Genomic DNA, 20485 nt, shown 5'->3' with positions numbered 1-20485 from the left:
TTGCTCGCGGCGCGATCTTTCTTATTCTCTATACACAACGGCTACAGGATCTGCTCTGTAAGTGACATTCACCAGGAGGCTGGGGAATCCTTCGCAGCGTGGAAACCCCTCAAGAAAAGGTCGGGCCCCTGCTCATATGGAACAAAAGGAGAGGGCCATATGGGTATTCAGAGAGTGCTCCCTCAGTGCATGAGGCTGCATTGTAGAGGCTGAAAACCCGAAAACCTTTTTGGCTAGGAGGAATCAGGGTTTGGCCATCTATCCCAGGATGGCCCATTTTCTATGGGTAACGAGAATCAGGTATCTGCCCAGGGCATTCAGCTGCCGGCGAATGGGTCCGCAATGTATGAGAGCTCTCATTGTAATGCATCGCTTGCAAGCACACCGTCTGCGGCGGGACTCACTATTGCAGCCGTCGTTTTAGGCCCTTCATTGCCAAAACGCGCGTACTAATTTCCTCAATCGACAACTCTGTCGCATCCAGATACGGAATGTTGTGTTTGTTGTACATCGCTTCCAATGCTCGCAGTTCCATATCGCACTGCCGCGGGGAAGCGTATTTGCTGCCGGCTTTGCGTTCGCTGCGGATAGCACTTAGCCGGTCGGCCTCGATGGTGAGGCCGAACAGTTTGTGCTTGTGCTCTATCAGGGCCTTGGGTAGGCGCAGGTCGTCGAAATCGTCTTCGGTGAGCGGGTAGTTGGCGGTGAACAGGCCGAATTGCAACGCTAAATAAAGGCATGTTGGGGTTTTACCGGAGCGCGAAACGCCGATGAGGATGACGTCGGCCTGGTCGTAATGCCGGGTGCGTGCGCCGTCATCGTTATCCAAGGCAAAATGCACCGCGTTAATACGGATACGGTAAGACTCGGCATCGCGAATGGCGTGGCTTTGGTTGATTTTGTGGCTGGAACGCACGCCAAGTTCGTCTTCCAGGGGCCGCAGGAAGGCGCCAAACAAATCGAGAATCAGGGCGTCACAACCGTGCAGAATGGAGCGGTGATCAGTGTTGACCAATGTGGAGAACACCACGGGTTTGGCGCCATCTTCTTGTGCGGCTTTGTTGATACGGGCTACCGCTTCGCGGGTTTGCTCATCAGATTGGACGAAGGGTAAGGTAATCTGGATAAATTCGATGCCGCCGAATTGGCTAAGCATACTGTGGCCCAAAGTTTCTGCGGTGATGCCTGTGCCATCGGAAAGGTAAAAAGCGGTTCGTTTCATTGTGTCTGCCATTTCCTTTACCGTAAGAGCGGAGCGCCTGCACCCGGTTAGGGTGTGGTCGCGAAAACGTGGTGGTCCGCGACTTGAGCACCGTTCCTGCGGGGGATAAGTCTTTGTTTTGAATGGGTCCAGTCTAGACGCTGACTTGGCGTGCGGCCAGTGCTATCTGATGGCATTGGCTGAGTCGCCAAGCATCTAGGACGCCATGCGTTGTCCGAATAGGGCGCGAGTAATGCGCTGTGCTTGGCAATTCTGCTCTGACAAGAATCTTTCTTTAATTTCAACGAGATAGCCTCCTGTAACGGTGTACGGCAATGGTCTGAGCGGAATATTGACTAAACTCCTACCTAAATACCGTGTAAATCTGAAAGAGGGGCAGGCAAACGGCTGTGGTTTTGAGTAGAATGTCGGCTCGATTTGATCCGGCATCTTGTGCTGCGCCTGCATTCAGGGGCTACCGACACAAGGTGTGCCGACCTGCTTTGGCCAACAAACCAACCGGTAATACGTAAAAGGAGACGACCTTGGCGGAATATGTAGTCTGGTTTCAGGACTTGGGAAAAGATGACGTTGAGCACGTAGGTGGCAAGAACGCATCCCTGGGTGAAATGATCAGCAATCTGTCGGCAGCGGGTGTCTCCGTTCCTGGTGGCTTTGCTACTACCGCTGAAGCCTTCCGTGAGTTTCTTGAGCACAACAACCTGACCCAGAAAATCAACGAAGCGTTGTCCGCGCTGGACGTTGAAGACGTGGTCGCGCTGGCGAAGACCGGCGAAGAGATCCGTCAGTGGGTGGTCGATGCTCCGTTCCAGCCTGCGCTGGACAAGGCGATTCGTGATGCGTACGCCCAAATTGGCGAAGGCAATGCAGACCTGCCAGTGGCCGTGCGCTCTTCAGCGACGGCGGAAGATCTGCCCGATGCATCTTTTGCCGGCCAGCAGGAAACCTTCCTGAATATTCGTGGCGTAGACAGTGTCATGATTGCGGTTAAAGAGGTTTTCGCCTCATTGTTTAACGACCGCGCCATCAGCTACCGCGTTCACCAGGGTTTTGATCATAAGCTGGTTGCCCTGTCTGCCGGGGTGCAGCGAATGGTGCGTTCCGAAACGGGCGCCGCTGGGGTGATGTTCTCCATGGATACCGAATCCGGCTTCAAGGATGTGGTGTTCATTACCGCGTCCTACGGCCTGGGTGAAATGGTCGTGCAGGGCGCGGTTAACCCGGACGAATTCTACGTTCACAAGAAAACCTTGCTGAACAAAAAACCTGCTGTGCTACGCCGCAATTTGGGCAGCAAGATGCAGAAAATGATTTACGGTGCGGAAGGCAGCGCGGGCAAGTCCGTTAAAATCGTGGATGTGGACAAAGACGATCGCATTCGCTACTGCCTGACTGACGAACAAATCGAGGATTTGTCCCGCCAGGCGATCGAAATCGAAAAACACTACGGCATGCCCATGGATATCGAATGGGCGCTGGATGGCGACGATGGCAAGCTGTATATCGTTCAGGCGCGTCCGGAAACCGTGAAAAGCCGTTCCGATGTGAACGTTATGGAACGCTACCTGCTTAAGCAGACCGGCAAGGTGCTGGTTGAAGGGCGCTCCATTGGCCAGCGCATCGGCGCGGGTAAAGTGCGCATTGTTACCAGCATCAAGGAAATGGATAAGGTCCAGCCTGGCGATGTACTGGTAACCGATATGACCGACCCGGATTGGGAACCGGTGATGAAGCGCGCTGCGGCCATTATTACCAACCGTGGTGGGCGCACTTGCCACGCGGCGATCATCGCTCGTGAACTGGGCGTGCCGGCCATCGTGGGCTGTGGCGATGCCACCGAACTTCTAAAAGATGGCCAGGAAGTAACGGCCTCCTGTGCAGAAGGGGATACCGGCAAGATTTATGAAGGCCAGCTGGCGTTTGATATTCAGCGAAACTCCATCGAATCTATGCCCTCACTGCCTTTCAAGATCATGATGAACGTGGGCAATCCGGATCGTGCTTTTGATTTCGCCGGTTTGCCGAACCAGGGTGTGGGCCTTGCTCGTCTTGAATTCATCATCAACCGCATGATCGGTGTGCACCCGAAAGCGTTGCTGAATTACGATTCCATGCCCAAGGATGTTAAGCAAAATGTCGACAAGCGCACTGCGGGTTACGGTGATCCGGTAGATTTCTATGTGGAAAAATTGGTCGAGGGCGTTTCAACGCTAGCGGCAGCATTCCATCCGGAGAAAGTGATCGTGCGTCTGTCGGACTTCAAGTCCAACGAATACGCGAACCTGATTGGTGGGAAGCTGTACGAGCCTGAAGAAGAGAATCCGATGCTAGGCTTCCGCGGCGCTAGCCGTTACATCAGCGAAAACTTCCGCGATTGTTTCGAGCTTGAATGTCGAGCCATGAAGAAAGTCCGTGATGAAATGGGCTTTACCAATGTGGAACTCATGGTGCCATTCGTGCGTACAGTGGGCGAAGCAGAGCAGGTTATCGACTTGCTTGGTCAAAATGGACTGAAGCGCGGTGAAAACGGCCTGCGCGTCATTATGATGTGCGAGCTGCCGACCAACGCCTTGTTGGCTGATGATTTTCTTCAGCATTTTGACGGCTTTTCCATCGGTTCCAACGATCTCACTCAGCTGACTTTGGGCCTGGATCGTGACTCCGGTATTGTTAGCCATCTGTTTGATGAGCGCGATCCAGCGGTGAAGAAGCTGCTGAAGATGGCCATCGATGCCTGTAACGAGCAGGGCAAGTACATTGGTATTTGTGGCCAGGGCCCTTCAGATCATCCGGATCTGGCCAAATGGTTGATGGAGCAGGGCATCTCGTCTGTCTCCCTTAACCCGGATTCAGTACTGGATACATGGTTCTATCTGGCTGAGAAGCACGGCAACTAATGCCTGCTTGACCGGCCGACGATGACGCAGCACAGTAAAAAGCCCGCGAAAGCGGGCTTTTTACGTTGTGGGTTGCTGAAAGCGGCGTGTTGTTGCATGCAGACATGCTCACACCACAAGGGTTTGATTCAGTGTGTTGAGAGGGGCAGATGTTTCATCGATTGATCAGAATAATAGATCTCTATGATGGTTTGCGCATGCCAGTGAAGGTGGGCCGTAAAGAGCTGCTATTGATTCATGAAGACGGGCGGACCTGGCTAATGCAACGCCGTTGCCCCCACGCGGATTTCCCCCTGGATCGGTGTACGGTAATCAATGAACAATTGCGTTGCCCGGGGCACGGGCTGACGTTTTCTCTGCGCAGTGGCAGGTGTCAGACGGCGAACTATCAACTGGAATCATTTCGAATTGATTACGAGGGGCAGTGGCTGGGGGTAGAGGCCTGAGTGGCGTTCCCCTGGCGGTATGATTACGCTTTTCAGGGTAATCCAACAAAATCGTTGCGATTGCAAAAGTCGCGCCCAGACATTGCGACGATCAGGGCGCCTACCGAGACGCAAACACCTTTTCTTCATCCAATTCAGCCACGAATTGGTGGGCATAGCGTAGGCGCAGTTGCTTCACTTTCTTCACGTAGGCCTGGGTTTCCTTGAAAGGCGGGATGCCGCCATAGCGGCGTACATTGCCTTCACCGGCGTTGTAGGCGGCCAAGATGTGGTCAAGCTCGGTAAACTTACCTTTCAGATAAGCAATAAACTGGGTGCCCCCGGCGATATTTGCACGGGGGTCAAAGGGGTTGCTGACTTTCAGGTAGGCGGCTGTTTCCGGCATCAGCTGCATCAGACCTTGAGCGCCAACCCGGGAAATGGCATTGCGGTTGAATAGCGATTCGGCATGAATAACCGCTTTCACCAGAGCGGGGTCCACACCGAAGCGGGTGGCCGCTGTAGTGATCAGGGTGTCGTACTGATCCCGCTGGGCATTGGAAAGCGCACGCGGGATATCGGTCCAGCCTTTACGCACCGACAGGAAGGTATATTGCGGGCCGACCTGTTCCTGAGCTTGGTCAGTGAACAAAATCGTGCCATCCTTCGCGCGGTATTTATAAATACTGTCGGCGATCGCACCGTTGTTGGCGATGATGCCGCTTGCCAATAGGGCCCCGGCCAGCCAAGATCTAATTGATAAAACCCGCATTGAAGCCTGCACCCCCTTTCGGATTTCGGGTGCACCAGAATGCTTGAGGGCCCCACGAATACCTTTATTTTTTTGTTTTACCATCGATCAGTCTTAACGTTACCCCCATGATAACGCCCTTCTCTTTTCTTTCTGGCCAGCATCAGACGAATTGACCTCACTGGCCGCTAAACGTAACAAAACTGCTGGACGGGTATCATACTATTGGCTTGTGGTGCCCTAAGTGCCTTAGCGCACATTTCTGGCCGGCGCCGTCCGCTAACAAGGAGAGCAAATGTTTCCCGAGTATCTGGAGCCGTGGATGAACAGCGCCATCGCCTGGCTGGAGCTGATTTTTTTGTTATTAACCTTGCTGGTTATATTGGTTGCAGCAGGGCTTTGGCTGCAGGACCGCTTCTTTCAAAAACGTCACGCCATTCGTCGAAATTACCCGCTAATAGGGCGTTTTCGCTATTTTTTTGAGAGCCTTGGCGAGTTTTTCCGTCAGTACTTTTTCGCTATGGATCGCGAGGAGCTGCCTTTCAATCGGGCGCAACGTTCCTGGGTATACCGGGCTTCAAAAGACCTGAGTAATACCATGGCGTTTGGCTCCACCAAACAAATTGGTGCTGGGCGAGTCATTTTTATGAATTGTCCATATCCGACGCTGGAAAAAAACGCCGCTAAAACCTTGCCGCTGATGATTGGGCCCCATTGCGACGAACCCTATGCGGCGCTCAGTTTCTTTAATGTGTCCGGCATGAGCTTTGGTGCCTTGTCGCGCCCGGCGGTACAGGCATTGTCTCATGGGGCGGCTATTGCGAATTGCTGGATGAATACCGGGGAGGGAGGGTTATCACCCTATCACCTGGAAGGCGGCTGTGATGTGGTTTTTCAGGTCGGCACCGCCCGCTATGGGGTGCGAGACGCCGAGGGCAAACTGGATGACGAGCGGCTGGCTGCCATAGCCGCCCACCAACAGGTGAAAATGATTGAGATCAAGCTCAGCCAAGGTGCCAAGCCCGGCAAAGGGGGTATTTTACCCGCTGATAAAGTGACTCAGGAAATTGCGGCCGTCCGTGGCATTCCTGCCGGGCAGGCTTCCATTAGCCCCAACGGGCAGCCGGGGGTGAACAGCGCGGATGATTTGCTGGATTTGATTGCTCATGTGCGCAAAGTCAGCGGCAAGCCTACGGGCATAAAGTGTGTGCTTGGTGCCTGGTCATGGGTGGAAGACCTGTTTGTGGCTATCCATGAGCGGGGAATGGAATCTGCCCCTGATTTTATCACCATAGATAGCGGCGATGGCGGCACTGGGGCGGCACCTATGTCACTGATGGATGACGTAGGATTGTATTTAGCTGAATCCTTGCCGTTGCTGGTAGATTTACGCGACGGTTATGGGCTAACGGATCGTATTCGTATTATTGCTTCAGGAAAACTGATCACTCCCAGCATGGTGGCCTGGGCGATAGCGGTAGGGGCGGACTTCTGTGTCTCTGCTCGGGGTTACATGTTCGCGCTGGGCTGTGTTCAAGCGCTCCAGTGCAACCGCAATACTTGCCCCACCGGTGTCACAACCCATAACCCACGGTTACAAAGAGGCTTGGTGCCAGCAGAGAAATCCCAACGCGTGGCGCATTTCCATAACAATCTGGTTAAGGAAGTGGAAACCATTGCTCACTCCTGTGGCGTAACCGAGCCACGCCAGTTACGCCGCTATCATGCGCGCATGCTCAGCAGTAATGGCGAATCCATCCCGCTGGATCGTTTGTGGCCGCCGGTGGAGCCTGGCCTTTATCTGCGTGAAGGGCGGCCCAGTGAAAGGCAGCCTTTTATGCGTTGGCAGGGCATCGGCACCGGCCCGTAATTGCCAGCGCCTATAAGAGAGATCACGCGATTGTGTTGGTGGTGATTGCTACAGCCGTCACAATGTATAAAACACGAAGGAGTTTTCAGTGACCACGGAATTTGATCTTGTTGTAATTGGTGCCGGTTCAGGCGGCGTGCGTGCAGCGCGGATGGCAGCATCCCATGGCGCTAATGTGGCTATTATTGAGGAACGTTTCTTTGGTGGCACCTGTGTAAATGTGGGGTGCGTCCCTAAAAAATTGTTCTCCTACGGTAGCCACTTTCCGCAAGAGTTTGCCTTGGCGGAAGATTATGGCTACAGCGTAAAAGGGTGGGACTTTGACTGGGCCACGTTACGCGACAACAAAAGCCGGGAAATCGGCCGATTGAATGGTATCTACCAGCGTATTCTGAAACAGGCTGGGGTAACGATCTTTGAAGGCCACGGGCAAGTGCTGGGTGAGGGCAAGGTCTCAGTAGGAGAGACTGTGTTATCGGCCCGCCATATCCTTGTGGCCGTGGGAGGCAAGCCCTTCGTGCCAGATTTGCCCGGCCGTGAGCATGTGCGCATTTCCGATGATCTGTTCTATCTCGACACACTTCCCAGGCACGTTGCCGTTGTGGGCGGGGGCTATATTGCCACTGAATTTGCCGGCATCTTGCATGGCTTAGGCTGTAAGGTCACCCAAGTCTACCGTGGCGATCTATTCCTGCGCGGTTTTGATGACGATATTCGCGGCTTTATTGCCGAGCAGATGGAAGAGCAGGGCGTCACACTGAAATTCAATGCAGACATTGCCAACATTGAGAGCAGCGAGGGAGAAAAGCGGGTTACCTATAAAAATGGTGAGCGTGCGGTGTTTGATGAAGTGTTCTATGCCACCGGTCGTATACCCAAGCTGGATGATCTGTTTGCCAACGGGGCCGCTCCGGCAATGACTGACGGCGGGGCCATCAAGGTAGATGAGGGTTTTGCTACCAGTGTGCCAGGCCTGTATGCGCTTGGTGATGTCATTGATCGAGTGCAATTGACGCCGGTGGCATTGGCGGAAGGCATGTGGCTGGCAGCTCAGCTTTATGGCCAACAAAAGCCGGAATCGGCCATGGATTACCATAATATTGCCACCGCAGTGTTCAGTCACCCGAATATCGGCACGGTGGGAATGACGCAGGAGCAAGCGTTGGCCCAGGTGCCTGCGGTGCGAGTCTACAAGAGTGCGTTCCGGCCCATGCGGTACACGCTGGGTGACAAACAAGCACGCTCACTGATCAAGTTGATTGTGGACGATGCTACCGACAAGGTACTTGGCCTGCATATGGCCGGCGAAGATTCTGCGGAAATTACCCAAGGTTTTGCTGTAGCAATCAAGATGGGGGCCACTAAGGCCGATTTCGATGCCACGGTGGGGATCCACCCTACTGCAGCGGAGGAGCTGGTGACTCTGCGCCAGGGCGTACGTATTACGGCCTGATCATGAAAGCGGGTAGCGCCTCCACGCTGCCCGTTGGGGGCCGGCCAGGGGGCCTTGTGCTCGCGCCGTTCGGGCTGAATCGTTCTGGCCGAACTGATCCGGGTTTGACCAATATTCACCCATAGGGTGCGTGAAGGGGGGGATGATATTCATATAGCTGCTCAACGCGTCGTGGCAGCAAGGAGGACTTTAAGGGGCTTGCCTGTGGCGGGATACATAATCGCTGAGACACAGAGGGCACCTGAAATATATCCAAAATGAGAGCGAGCCTCTAAAGCACCGAGAGCATCAAGGTGAAATATCGTGTTTACTGTTAACGATCTTCATGACACCCGGCGAGGCAAAGCAAATAGATTTCGTCGTGAGGTGGCGTAGCCACGGTTAATTTGAGTGTTTTTTAATCGAACTGTCACTTGCGCGTGGGTGATAACGGTTTGCGAGTTCCGCCCAATGGTTATTAACCAAGTTATCCACAGTTTCTGTGGACAGTCTTCGCCGCCGTGTAAAGCAGTCACTTTGGTACTGTGAGTGGCTTTGCAGGCTGTGTATGATTCGACAACGCCGATACCTGCTGTTTAAGGAGAACAAGGAATGCGTAGAGTGGTGTTCAATCAGAAAGGGGGCGTGGGGAAATCCAGCATTACCGTCAACCTTGCCGCCATCAGCGCGTCGGAAGGCAAGCGCACCCTAGTTGTCGATCTGGATCCACAGTGTAACGCCAGTCAATATTTATTGGGCATGAAAGCGTACAGCGATGGCCATGGTCCGAAACCCAATATCGGCACCTTCTTTGCTCAAACCCTGTCGTTTCGTCTAAAAGAAAAAGATCCTCGCGATTACGTACACGCTACCCCGTTTGAGAATTTGTTTGTGCTGCCGTCGGATGGTGAACTGGGAGAGATCGAGCACATGCTCGAATCCAAGCACAAAATCTATAAGTTGCGTGGCTTGCTGAAGACCTTGTCAAAAGACTATGACGAAATCTTTGTAGATACGCCGCCAGCCTATAACTTCTACACACTATCTTCGCTGATTGCTGTGGACAGGGTGTTGATTCCGTTCGATTGCGATGCTTTTTCTCGTAAAGCCCTGTATACCTTGCTGGAAAATATTCAGGAAGCGCGTGAAGACCATAATGACGAGCTTGAAGTAGAAGGAATCGTGGTCAATCAATATCAACCCCGCGCCCGGTTGCCTCAAGAGTTGGTCGCCTCGCTGGAAGAAGAGGGGTTGCCGATCCTCACTAACAAGCTATCGAGTAGCGTGGTAATGCGCGAATCCCACGAGCAAGCCACGCCCTTAGTGAACATGCAGCCACGCCATAAGCTTACCGAAGAGTATCGCGCGTTATTCCGGGAAATCAGTGCCAATTAATCCCTTTCGACTGGAGGCCCGGCGCAGGGCCGGGCGGATTCTTCGTTCTGCCACGGCGACCCGCTGGCTGGTCCAGGCGGTATTTAATCGCTCAGATCGGCTTAAGGAGCGATTGGGAGAGACTTTCGGTGACCTGATTTTGCTGGCCTCCTTACTGCGTGACTGGGTGACAGGCCGGTACAAGAATGTTCCCTGGGGCAGCTTGCTGACGATTGCTGCGGCGCTGGTCTATTTCTTGATGCCGTTGGATGCAATCCCCGATGTGGTTGTTGCGCTGGGGCTGATGGATGATGTCGCGGTGATATCGCGTGCCCTAAAGCTAACCCGTGGTGACCTGGAACGTTATCAGCAGTGGCGCGAGGAACAAAAAATTCAATAGCCTGCTAGCAGGCTATTGAAAAGCCTCGGAGTCTTGCATAGTAATAAAGTTAAAGTAGGGGCTTTCGGGGGGAAGACATGGGTGTCTTGTACGGCAATGGGCCGCTAAAACCTGGGTATCAGGGCAAGGGCACCATCGTTTACGAGCCCTTATCTGTACTTAGTCTGTGGCAACGATTGGGTCGCTTGCGATTTGCCTGCTACCAATTTGGCGCGTCGTTTCTTGCGGCGTTATTGATTACCTTGTTCTTGCTAATGTCGGTGGAATGGTTACCACAGTGGGTGGGATGGGCCGCCGCCGCGGTGGTTTCGTTAGTGCTTGTGTTTTACCAGATGGGTCTAATGGTACGTCGTTTGCACGATATGGCCATGAGTGGCTGGTGGGTCATCCTGATTTCCGTACCGTTGGTCAATGTGCTATTTCAGCTTTATTTGTATCTGGGCGATGGTAGCAGTTTGATCAATCGCTTTGGAACACCGAACCCGCCTCCCAGTGCAGTGGTTCTTCTGGTGGGTGGTTTGTGCTGGCTTAGCAATGTATTAACCCTATTGATCGTATTGGTGGTTGCGAGTCTGGGCTGGTTTATTCCGGAGCTTCTCGAGGCCCACCTTGGCCCATATCTACCGCAGTGGGCAGAGTCGCTGGGTGAACAGCTGAAAGGCTTATGAAGTATTAGTCCCTTCCTCCTGTTTTTGCTACTTTTTATGCTATTGTCTGATGATGCGGTTTCAAGGATGAGCTGATTTGCCAACGCAATAACGTCATAACAACGCCAGTAACAACAACAATAGCGATTATTAGGGAGTAGCTATGAGAAAGCGTCTTCTGGGATCTTTCATTGCGATGATATTGCTGCCGATGCAGGGGATTGCGGCGATCAGTAATGCGGAGCTCGAGGATTTTGAATTGGCGCTGTGGAAAGTGCGTTCCGATTTCCACATGTTGACCGTGATGGTGGGCAGTAAAACCTATATATCCAATCTTGACGGCGCAATTAGCCAGGCTCAATCGGGAATGGATACTCTGCGCAGCGCTGCGGAAGGTAGCGAAGAGCGTAAACTGGTTGCTGACCTTACCCGCCAGTGGGATGTTTTTAAACCTGCCGCTCAGGGCAACACGATGGCGGAGCAAGGTTTTACCCGTACTTACACGATCCAAGATGTGAACGAAACGGCGGCGGAAATGAGCCGGCGCATTGAGGCATTCACGGGGGCCACAGAAGGCGAATACGATGATGTTCGTGCGCTTTCGGCCTACCTGCAGCGGATGACCTCAGAATACTTGAATGTCGCTGCGGATCCGGCAGGCGGCATGGCCTCTGGTGCGGATGTAAACCGTATCGAATTCAAGGATGCGGTGCCTAATTTCGAAAGTATGCTGGCAGCAGCAAAAAAAAATCATGCAGGCGATGAAGCCCTTAGCCGTGCCCTTGATCAGGCTGGTGTGAAGTGGATGTTTATCCGCGAATCCATGGTCAAGTTTTATGAGGACGCGGTGCCTTACCTCATTTACCGCTATACGAGCCAAATGGTCGAGACCATGAGCCAAGCGATCCAGCTGGCCTCCACCGATGTGGAAAAGCCCAGTTTTGGACCTGTTGAATGAGGCGCTACGAGCCAGTGTTCTAGGCTCTGGCATTAATGCGGGGGTTTTTGATGGTGATTGCGTTCAGTAAGGGCGCTTTACAATCTGTTGGGGGAGTACGGGGTGAAGAAAAGAATTCGACATAGCTTGGTCGCGGCATTGCTTCTGATGTCAATGGGGGCTCAGGCTGCAATGTCTGTCACAGAGCTGGCACTGGTTCAGGCGGATGCCTGGCGGGTTCGCATGGGCTTTCATCTGCTTTCCATACGCGGAGATAACCCGGAAGATCGCGAAGCACTGAAAGCGCTGTTGCTAGAGGGTGAGCAGCATCTGGACGCGCTTGCTGCGCAAGCGACTCCCGAGCAAAAAGATATCGCCGCACAGTTGCAGGCATCTTGGGCAGCGCTTAGCAAACGAGCGCTGGATAATCCGTTGGCCACACAGGGGTACGCGGATTACAGCGCCATGAGCGAAATCAATACGACCACTTTGGCGGTGGACGCATTGGTGAATAGTGCTGAGCCGACAGGGGAGGATCGTTATCTGGATATCACCGAGTTATCCGTGGCCATGCAACGCTTGGCCAGTGAATATGCGGCGCTGGCAGCATTTCCCTCAGCAGGCCTAAAAACTGGTACAGGGTTGCAGTCCATGGATTTTGCTGCGGAAGCTCGCGCCATTGATGAGATGTTGGATGAATTGAAAGGCAAATATGCCGGTGATAAAAAGGCCCGTGAAGTGCTGGCATTTATCGATCAGCGCTGGTCTTTTGTGCGCAAATCCATCCCGGGTATGGATGATCCGAACACGCAGAAAATCCCTTACTTGTTTTATCGTTACGCGACACAAATGGCTGAACACGTGAGTGAACTGGCCCAGCTCTAGGGCCAGCTGCAATTTGCCCCTGGCGGTGCCGCTATACTGATGAGCGCGCCGCCAGCCAGTCAGCGCTGATGCGCCAGGTATGGGAAGGCGCTTTCGACCCGGAAAAGGCGCCGGCATGCCCGCCGGGCACTTCCTCGAAGCGCTTATCTTTGCTGCCGACAAGCTGCATGATATCCCGTGCAGCGCGAAGACTGACAATATTGTCGGTAATGCCTGCAAGAGCGAGCAAATCCTGCTGAATGGATGAAAAATCTACGCTGCGGCCGCCGATGCGGATTTTGCCTTTGGCCAGACTATTGGCAAGAATCATTTTTTCGATAACCTCACGCACCACCGCACCAGGATAGTCGACCATGTCGTTAAACCACTGCCCCATGGTCATGTATTCGGTGACGTATTCCCGGTCACCGATATTGCGGATCAGATCCATGTAGGCCTGCACCACTCCTGGAGGGTTGGTCATCTTGAATCCAAGTGCCAACAGGCTGGCAGGGATATGAAATAGCTTATCGCTGAGCGGTTCAAGACGAATCTTAAACCGGTCATGGAGGTGCATGGCAGGGATAGCCGCCACCCCTAAAGCCTTGCCGAAGAAGCCACTTTTATGAAAATTCACGGGGCTGGCAATGGTAATCAGGCTACGCACCGGCGCATCATTGTGCCCGCCTAGATACATTAGACACAGTAGCCCGCCCATGCAGTAGCCCATCATATTGATGGTTTCGGTTTGCGCATGTTTTCGCACTGTTTCAACGGCAGAGGGCAGCCAGCGATTGACGTAGGTGTCCAAATTGAGGCTGCGGTCGGCATGGGAAGGCCTTCCCCAGTCCACCAGATACACCTCATAGCCACGGGCCATGAGGTAGCGGACCATGGATCGGTTTGGCATTAAATCGTAGGTCCAGCAATGAATGCCCAGCGCCGGAACCAACAAGAGAGGGACGCGATGTTTTATAGGGGAAACGGGTAAGAAACCATCGTTAATCGGGATTTCGGCCATAGGCGGTAGGGTGTAATGACGTACCGCCATAATACCGTCACGATAAACTTCATCCCACGGGCATTTATCCACTTGGATAAAACGTTGCGGGTGGCGCCGGCGCTCCACGATGTGGCCAACGGCACGCAGACTATTTTTTAACCGTGATTTGGCCATCCCAAACGACTCCTGAAAACGGGCGGTAAGCCTAACAGAGGGCAAGGCCGTTTCTATGGTAAAATAAGTAACACTTGCAGATTAGCTAACAGTCGTTAATCTTGGCCCCGAAACTTGCTGGAGACATTGGCCGCCGTGACAGAAAAAACGCTTCCGTATACACCCAAGGATTTATGTAATCGTTTCTTGGAATCTGTTCGTCACTCTGCTGTTCTGGGACTCGAAGTCATTAGCGCAACGCCGGAGAGTGTCCGGCTAAGGATGCCCTGGCGGGATGACCTGGTCGGTAACCCGGATACTGGGGTTATGCACGGCGGGGCCATTTTTGCAATGATGGATCAGGCTGGCGGCATGGCGATCACTTGCCGTAATTTCCCCACGTTTGAGATTACTCCGACAATCGACTTTCGGGTGGATCACCTGCGCAGCCCGGAAAAAGGCAAGGCGGTGGTGTGTGAAGCCACCTGCTACCGGCTTACCACCCATGTGGCCTTTGTTAGTGTAACGACCTGGGAAGAAGGCGGGGACGATGAGCCTATCGCCACCGGGCTGGCCACGTATACACGATTGAAAATTAATAAGGCAGGCACGATGGTGGGCCGATGAAAGCATTGAAAACATTGATCGATGAGTGCCGCAGTGGCAAAGCAGACTATCAGGCCTTGATCGATCGAGTACCGTACGCGCGGTTCTTGGGGATTCAGGTGCTGGCCCAGGGGGACGAACTGACGTTTGTGCTGCCCAAGCACGATAATCTGATTGGCAACCCGACGTTACCCGCATTGCACGGTGGGGCCGTGGCCGGGTTCATGGAGCAGGCCGCCATTATCTTCATCCTGCTACAAATGGGGGAGCCGAAGGTGCCAAAAACCATCGACTTCACCATTGATTACCTGCGCGCCGGATTGTTTCGTGATACCTACGCGGAATGCAGTGTGACGCGACTGGGCCGGCGCATTGCCAATGTGCATATCAGTGCGTGGCAGAAAAACCGTCAAGAACCGATCACCATTGCCCGCGCCCATTTCCTGCTGTCTGATGATGCCAGCCCAGAAATAACCGGTTGATCACAGCCCCGCTTCGGGGCTGCAATTGTGTTTACGCGCCATGGATGGCGCTGATTGTCATTCCACGACATTGTTCCTTTCACGGCATCCGCCTAGCGTTAATTGACTAAGCGTTACCAAGGATGCCTTATGAAAATAACCAAAGTTAGCACGCCGCCTAGTGATGTCAGGATCTATCAAAATTGGGACGGCCCGGGTCACGAAGACATTGAAGACAAGCTGACCCCCCAGCACATTGAAGATGTGGTGGAAATCTTCCAAACCCCCCTTACGGGACACTACAACTGGGACTATTCATCCGCTGACGGCCGAATTCGCAAATTATACCGGCTGGGCAAAGAGCTCAATTGGAATGCGGACATGGATGTGGATTGGTCCCAGACTTTTCCCAAATCCGAAGCCCCCCTTGATCAGTCGTTTAACCCTTTTAATGGTTGGTCCGTTTTTGAGTCGCTTAGCGATGAGGAAAAGCTGCGTTTCGGCTGGCACAATCTGGCCTGGACACTGGCGCAATTTGTTCACGGCGAGCAGGGGGCTTTGCTGGTGGCTTCCCAGCTAGCCAGTTGCGCCCCCTCCTACGATGCAAAATTGTATGCGGCCAGCCAAACATTTGATGAAGCTCGGCATGTGGAAGTGTTTACCCGTTACCTGCAGGAAAAGGTCGGCATTTTCTATCCGGTGAACCCCAACCTAAAGTCGTTACTCGACAAGATTCTTTCTGACCCTCGCTGGGATCTGAAATTTATCGGTATGCAGATCATTATCGAAGGGCTGGCACTGGCTGCGTTCAATACCCTGAAGATGACCGCACAGGACCCACAGTTAAAGCAGATTATCCATCTGGTGATTCGCGACGAGGCACGGCACGTTACCTTTGGTGTCAATTACTTAGAGAGCTTTGTTGAGACTTTAACTGAAGAGGAAAAAGAGGAGCGTGCGCAGTTCGCCTTTGAGGCCTGCGTGGTGATGCGAGAGCGACTGATCAGCACCGAGGTATTCGAGGAGTTTGGTTGGAATGCGGACGAAGCCCGTGAACAAGTGTTGTCGTCTACTATCATGGCGCAGTTCCGCAATCTGTTGTTCACCCGGATTATGCCGAACTTGAAGCGCATTGGCTTACTGACTGAATCCGTACGTCCCCGTTTTGAGGAGCTCGGGATTTTGCAGTTTGAAAATCTGGTGGATGATGGCCAGATAGACTGGGCAGAATTGTCCAAGCCGCTTTATGATGAAGCCTCTTGAACTGACTCAAGAATGAGCGAGTTACCCACCGGCCGGGCCAATGCCCGGCCGGTGGCGTTATAGGCTTGCAGCATGGCTTGCCTGCCCTTTTCCAGCTTATTGGGGCCACTGCGGGCGAGGCCGTCAATGGCAATAGTCACCAAATTGGGTCGCGTTGGGGGGTGTAATGCTGAGCTGTTACGGGCACGCCAGGGGGAGCGGGACTGCAAATGGTGATAAAGTACGCGCTCTGCGAGGTAGGTGGCAGCTAATCCATGCCGATCGGCGATGCCGCCATCCCAGTAGTAGTTCTTGCCAATGCGAGCGGGCTGAAACAGCAGAGGAACTGCGCAGGACGCGTATACAGACTCGACCAAATTGCCGCTCCGTAAAACGTGCGTACGCCGGCTTCTGCCATGCCAGGCAGAGACCGCTAGTGGGGCTAGGGTATGTTCCATGCGCTGGATGGGCAGCAGAGCTGCTAGCATTGTGCGAAAGGATTGCCCAGATAACAGTCCCAGACCTGGGGAAGGATCCCAGAATTGTGCGCGATCCAAGCCAAGCAGGGTATCTTCGATGGCGTTGACGCTGGCACCGGACGCCATGCAGCCGCCCACCAGCGCTCCGGCACTTGAGCCACAAAAACGGGCAGGTTGCAGGCCATGGTCGAGCAGAGCGCGCACGGTGCCAAAATGGGCAAAGAAGCCGAAAAAACCGGATGACATGGCCAAAGTGAACGGTGCTTTTGCCAACCAGTCCGCCAGCAACTCGTGATGATGGCCACCCTGCCGTGGCGTGTGCTCCGCCACCCCTTGAATCGGAATTTTTAATGTCACAGCTTAGCCCTTCCTCTGAAATCGCTGGCAAGCCTACCTCGCACACCTTCAGTCATACAATGTTATTGACCGCCGTAGCGGTTACCGCGCTAGGGCAGACGCTGGTGTTTACATTGCTGCCCTCACTGGGACGTGCTACCGGTATGACGGAAATGCAGGTAGGGCTAATCATCAGTTGCTCCGCGTTAGTGTTCGCCTTAGCCAGCCCGGTCTGGGGTACTTTGAGTGAATCCCTAGGGCGCAAGCGGGTAATGGTGATCGGTTTGTCAGGCTACTCGCTAGGAACCTTGTCGTTTGCTGTTGTTTTTGATCTCGGGTTACGAGGGGGGCTGGTGGGTATCGGGCTGGTGGCCGCGCTGGTGCTCAGCCGTATGCTACAGGCCGCCATAATGGCGGCTACTCCGGCGGCGGCGGCTGCGTATACCGCTGACATTACCACTCCAGCCCAGCGCACTCAGGGCATGGGCCGGATCGGTGCGGCGAATAATGTTGGCACCGTCGTCGGCCCGGTATCCGGCGGCATACTGGCCACGGTTGCACTGGTGTTTCCACTCTATGGAGTGGCTGCGTTAACGGCGCTTATGGCGATTAGCGTGGCACTTTGGCTGCCGCCATCACCGCATCGGCCAACAACCAGAACCGTGCCGTTACGTTCGGTGTTACGCCACGGGCTGGCAGCCTATGCGGATCCGCGTTTGCGGGACCTGCTATTGGTGGGGGTCATGCTGTTCATGAGTTTCGCGCTAATTCAGCAAACCCTGGGTTTCCTGTTCCAGGACCAGTTTCAGATGAGTCCGGCGGAAGCGGCCAGAGCCTTGGGTTTGACCATGATGATGGCGGCACTGACGTCATTGTCCGGGCAACTCATCGTAGTGCAGTGGTTAAAGGCCCCTGCGACCCTGTTGATCGCCCTTGCGGTGCCCAGCATCGGCGCCGGTGCGATCATTCTTTGGTTGGCGGAGGCCGAGGCCTTGATGAGTGGCGCGGTGATGTTGGTGGGCTTGGGCCTTGGCTTTGGCATGCCGGCGATCATGTCGCTGGCCAGCCTGCGAGTGCCGACGGAAGAGCAGGGGCGGGTGGCGGGCCTGGCCAGTGCCTGCCCGGCACTGGGCTTTATTGTCGGGCCACTGGTGGGCACGGGGCTATACACGCTGGACCAGCGTTGGCCGTACCTGTTAGTGATTACGCTATTGGCCCCCATGTCGGTTCTGGCATGGCGGCTGGCTCGCAAGGCCTGACCCGGGATCTCGAAAGCCTAGGCCTGCGAGGATAAGGACTGCCACAGGTGTGCGGCCACCGGTGCCCGCCACGGCGTGAAGTCTGCCAACCAAGCCCGGGTGGCACTGGCGGTCGGTCGCTCAGGCTGGCCAAGCAGCCGCTGCAACGCTTTTTGTACCGCCGCGTCGCCATGCAGGCTGCCGTCCAAGTAGCCGTAGCCCCTTAGCAAGGTGTAATTAACGCTCCAAGGGCCCAAGCCGCGAATCTCCAGCAAGGTGCGCTCCAATTGCTGTGTGTCCGCGCTGGCATTTAATGCGTCCGGCAAAAGCTGCTGGTTGAGACACAGCCTTGATACGGCCAGCAACGTATCGGCTTTTGTGGCAGAAAACCCCACGCTGCGTAGAGTCTCAGGGGTTAGCAAACTGACTGTGGCGGCATCCGGGTAACAGTTCAGGCCGGCATGGCTCGCGGGGTTCGCCCGCTGGATGAAGCGTCGGCGAATCGCCGTGGCCGCACTAACGCTAATCTGTTGCCCAATAATGGCCCAACTGAGCGCTTCATAGGGTGTTGCCGATTGCGGTACCCGTAGCCCCCTTTGTCGCTGCACCAGTGCGCCCAAGGGATGTTCCCCGCTGATTGCGTTTTCGAATGTCTTCACAGGTTGATCCAAACCCAGCATGGCACGCGTTTGGCCGGTCAGGGCCGTGGTGGTGATGTCTGTGGCGCTGGTGATGACGTGGCCAGTTTGGTTGAAGTCCATTTCCAGAACACAGGGCCGATTATTGAGCATAATGGCTTTGTGCAGCGTGTGGGTGCCTACCCGCTCGGAGACGGCTTGAGTATCACGGCCATGAAACTGAAGGAAGGCGCGCACATTAAAAGGCACGGGCAGCGGCAGCTTTACCGTTGACACTTGTGGCTGAGCTCCCGTTCGCGGTCGAGTAAAGCGGCTTTGCGGTCAACACCCCAGCGGTAGCCAGACAGCCCGCCATCAGTGCGCACAATACGATGACAGGGGACCAAAACAGCCAGCCGGTTACTGGCGCAGGCCTGGGCAACAGCTCGGGCGGCTGTAGGCTTGCCAAGTTTTACTGCCAGTGCCTGATAAGACAGGGTTTGGCCTGTGGGAATCGTCTGTAGTGCCGCCCAGACTTGTTGCTGGAAGGCGGTCCCTCGAATATCCAAAGGCAGCAGCAGATCACGAGGTGCTTGAGTAATCTGCTGCGGGTCGTCGATCAGGGTAATGACCATGGCAACGCGCTGATCAAACTCACTATTACCCGGCAGCAGGGTGGCGCCACTGAATTCCTGTTCGAAACCCTGCAGTAACACGCTGGGATCATCCCCTATGGTGACGGCACAGATGCCACGCTCGCTTTCTGCCACCAGCACAGAGCCGAGTGAGCTTTCGGCGATGGCAAAGCGAAGTGCCAAGCCTTTACCTGCTTGTCGATATTGGCCCGGTTTCATGCCAAGGGTGTTGCCAGCGACGGCATGTAGGTGGCTAGTCGAGTCAAATCCGGCCAAGTGAGCCGAGTGGGTCAATGACTGTTGATAGCGGAGCTGCTGTTGCGCTCGCCGTCGGCGAATGGCGACACCGTACTGGTGCGGTGAAATGCCGGCAACCGCTTTGAATTGGCGTTGCAGATGATGAGCGCTCCAGCCCGATTGCGCCGATAACTCCGTGAGCGTGGGTTTTCGTTCGGCCGCTTCAATCAATCGACATAGCGCAATCACTGTGGCTGTTGATGGCGAGGCGATATCTCCAAGTGGATGGCAGCGGCGACAGGGTCGGTAGCCATTCTGAATAGCCTGTACGGGGGTGTCGAAGAGACGAACATTTTCATCGCGAGGACGTCGCGATGGACAGATAGGCAAGCAGAAAATTCCCGTCGTCAGCACACCATAAACAAAGTTATCTCCCGGCAAGGGGGAGTGGTCTTTGATGGCTTGTCGCCGTTGTTGCTCGGTGCTCATGGCTGTATTCAGACCTGTTTCCATATGTGCTACCCGCAGTATGAAGGGGAATGAGACTGACTGGGAGCATCGCGGAAACCAGGGTGAGTGAGCATCCAAAAAGTTGCGATTACATTGATAAAACGATGCGCAGGTAGAGGAGGAAAGGGACGAGTAAAGAGGTGAGTAAG

General features: G+C 54.4%; 19 protein-coding genes. 13 read left to right on the top strand and 6 right to left on the bottom strand.

Features of this window, described 5'->3' with window-relative positions; genetic code table 11:
* Positions 1 to 403 precede the first annotated feature (403 nt).
* A complete protein-coding gene (gene ppsR, locus ABNH10_RS08510; RefSeq protein ID WP_349385538.1) occupies positions 404 to 1222 on the bottom strand; it encodes a posphoenolpyruvate synthetase regulatory kinase/phosphorylase PpsR in 819 nt (272 codons plus the stop codon).
* A 524-nt stretch (positions 1223 to 1746) separates the two neighbouring features.
* Between ppsR and ppsA the strand changes: the two genes are divergently transcribed.
* Together ppsA and ABNH10_RS08500 are read left to right on the top strand one after the other, a co-directional pair.
* Complete coding sequence (gene ppsA, locus ABNH10_RS08505; RefSeq protein WP_349385537.1) at positions 1747 to 4119, top strand: phosphoenolpyruvate synthase; 2373 nt, start codon at positions 1747 to 1749, stop codon at positions 4117 to 4119.
* Positions 4120 to 4268: 149 nt separating this feature from the next.
* Positions 4269 to 4565, top strand: a complete 297-nt coding sequence (locus tag ABNH10_RS08500) for a Rieske (2Fe-2S) protein (protein WP_349385536.1) — start codon at positions 4269 to 4271, stop codon at positions 4563 to 4565.
* A gap of 100 nt (positions 4566 to 4665) precedes the next feature.
* On the opposite strand, the gene ABNH10_RS08495 is transcribed toward ABNH10_RS08500, so the two are convergent.
* Positions 4666 to 5316, bottom strand: coding sequence for a lytic transglycosylase domain-containing protein (locus ABNH10_RS08495; protein ID WP_349385535.1), 651 nt, complete (start codon positions 5314 to 5316; stop codon positions 4666 to 4668).
* A 274-nt stretch (positions 5317 to 5590) separates the two neighbouring features.
* Here ABNH10_RS08495 and ABNH10_RS08490 point away from each other — a divergent pair, with 274 nt between their 5' ends.
* From ABNH10_RS08490 to ABNH10_RS08460, 7 genes are all read left to right on the top strand, one after another.
* Positions 5591 to 7165, top strand: coding sequence for an FMN-binding glutamate synthase family protein (locus ABNH10_RS08490; RefSeq protein ID WP_349385534.1), 1575 nt, complete (start codon positions 5591 to 5593; stop codon positions 7163 to 7165).
* An 88-nt stretch (positions 7166 to 7253) separates the two neighbouring features.
* Positions 7254 to 8618: a glutathione-disulfide reductase gene (gene gorA / locus ABNH10_RS08485; RefSeq protein WP_349385533.1), complete on the top strand. Its 1365-nt coding sequence runs from the start codon at positions 7254 to 7256 to the stop codon at positions 8616 to 8618.
* Positions 8619 to 9209: 591 nt separating this feature from the next.
* Entirely contained in the window at positions 9210 to 9992 is a 783-nt protein-coding gene (locus tag ABNH10_RS08480) for a ParA family protein (RefSeq protein ID WP_349385532.1), read from the top strand.
* The gene (locus ABNH10_RS08475; RefSeq protein ID WP_349385531.1) at positions 9982 to 10371 is read left to right on the top strand and encodes a YkvA family protein; all 390 of its coding nucleotides are present in this window, start codon (positions 9982 to 9984) and stop codon (positions 10369 to 10371) included. Before ABNH10_RS08480 ends, ABNH10_RS08475 begins: the two co-directional genes overlap by 11 nt.
* Before the next feature lie 77 nt (positions 10372 to 10448).
* Positions 10449 to 11039 carry a DUF805 domain-containing protein gene (locus tag ABNH10_RS08470; RefSeq protein ID WP_349385530.1) on the top strand — a complete coding sequence of 197 codons (591 nt, stop codon included), beginning with the start codon at positions 10449 to 10451 and terminating at the stop codon, positions 11037 to 11039.
* A 190-nt stretch (positions 11040 to 11229) separates the two neighbouring features.
* On the top strand, positions 11230 to 11976 hold the full coding sequence (locus ABNH10_RS08465) for a hypothetical protein (RefSeq protein ID WP_349385529.1): 747 nt from the start codon (positions 11230 to 11232) through the stop codon (positions 11974 to 11976).
* 171 nt (positions 11977 to 12147) lie between these two features.
* The gene (locus ABNH10_RS08460; protein ID WP_349385528.1) at positions 12148 to 12840 is read left to right on the top strand and encodes a hypothetical protein; all 693 of its coding nucleotides are present in this window, start codon (positions 12148 to 12150) and stop codon (positions 12838 to 12840) included.
* A gap of 31 nt (positions 12841 to 12871) precedes the next feature.
* Here ABNH10_RS08460 and ABNH10_RS08455 read toward each other — a convergent pair whose 3' ends face one another.
* The gene (locus tag ABNH10_RS08455; RefSeq protein WP_349385527.1) at positions 12872 to 13996 is read right to left on the bottom strand and encodes an alpha/beta fold hydrolase; all 1125 of its coding nucleotides are present in this window, start codon (positions 13994 to 13996) and stop codon (positions 12872 to 12874) included.
* A gap of 135 nt (positions 13997 to 14131) precedes the next feature.
* Here ABNH10_RS08455 and ABNH10_RS08450 point away from each other — a divergent pair, with 135 nt between their 5' ends.
* From ABNH10_RS08450 to ABNH10_RS08440, 3 genes are all read left to right on the top strand, one after another.
* Positions 14132 to 14602: a PaaI family thioesterase gene (locus ABNH10_RS08450; protein ID WP_231483462.1), complete on the top strand. Its 471-nt coding sequence runs from the start codon at positions 14132 to 14134 to the stop codon at positions 14600 to 14602.
* Positions 14599 to 15063 (top strand): PaaI family thioesterase, encoded by a 465-nt coding sequence (locus tag ABNH10_RS08445; RefSeq protein WP_035460375.1) that lies wholly within the window; start codon positions 14599 to 14601, stop codon positions 15061 to 15063. Before ABNH10_RS08450 ends, ABNH10_RS08445 begins: the two co-directional genes overlap by 4 nt.
* Before the next feature lie 129 nt (positions 15064 to 15192).
* On the top strand, positions 15193 to 16305 hold the full coding sequence (locus ABNH10_RS08440; RefSeq protein WP_349385526.1) for a ferritin-like domain-containing protein: 1113 nt from the start codon (positions 15193 to 15195) through the stop codon (positions 16303 to 16305).
* Here ABNH10_RS08440 and ABNH10_RS08435 read toward each other — a convergent pair.
* A complete protein-coding gene (locus ABNH10_RS08435; protein WP_349385525.1) occupies positions 16287 to 17120 on the bottom strand; it encodes a patatin-like phospholipase family protein in 834 nt (277 codons plus the stop codon). The genes ABNH10_RS08440 and ABNH10_RS08435 overlap by 19 nt on opposite strands.
* Here ABNH10_RS08435 and ABNH10_RS08430 point away from each other — a divergent pair.
* Positions 17114 to 18358 (top strand): MFS transporter, encoded by a 1245-nt coding sequence (locus ABNH10_RS08430; protein WP_349385524.1) that lies wholly within the window; start codon positions 17114 to 17116, stop codon positions 18356 to 18358. The two genes, ABNH10_RS08435 and ABNH10_RS08430, sit on opposite strands and share 7 nt — an antisense overlap.
* 17 nt (positions 18359 to 18375) lie before the next feature.
* Here ABNH10_RS08430 and ABNH10_RS08425 read toward each other — a convergent pair whose 3' ends face one another.
* Positions 18376 to 19251, bottom strand: coding sequence for a DNA-3-methyladenine glycosylase family protein (locus ABNH10_RS08425; protein ID WP_349385523.1), 876 nt, complete (start codon positions 19249 to 19251; stop codon positions 18376 to 18378).
* Positions 19239 to 20339, bottom strand: a complete 1101-nt coding sequence (gene ada, locus ABNH10_RS08420) for a bifunctional DNA-binding transcriptional regulator/O6-methylguanine-DNA methyltransferase Ada (protein ID WP_349385522.1) — start codon at positions 20337 to 20339, stop codon at positions 19239 to 19241. Before ada ends, ABNH10_RS08425 begins: the two co-directional genes overlap by 13 nt.
* Positions 20340 to 20485: the final 146 nt, after the last annotated feature.

This window comes from Alcanivorax sp. (genome assembly GCF_040119285.1).
GTDB lineage: Bacteria > Pseudomonadota > Gammaproteobacteria > Pseudomonadales > Alcanivoracaceae > Alcanivorax.
The sequence above is the reverse complement of the archived record's forward strand: the minus strand, read 5'-3'. Positions and strand labels throughout refer to the sequence as shown.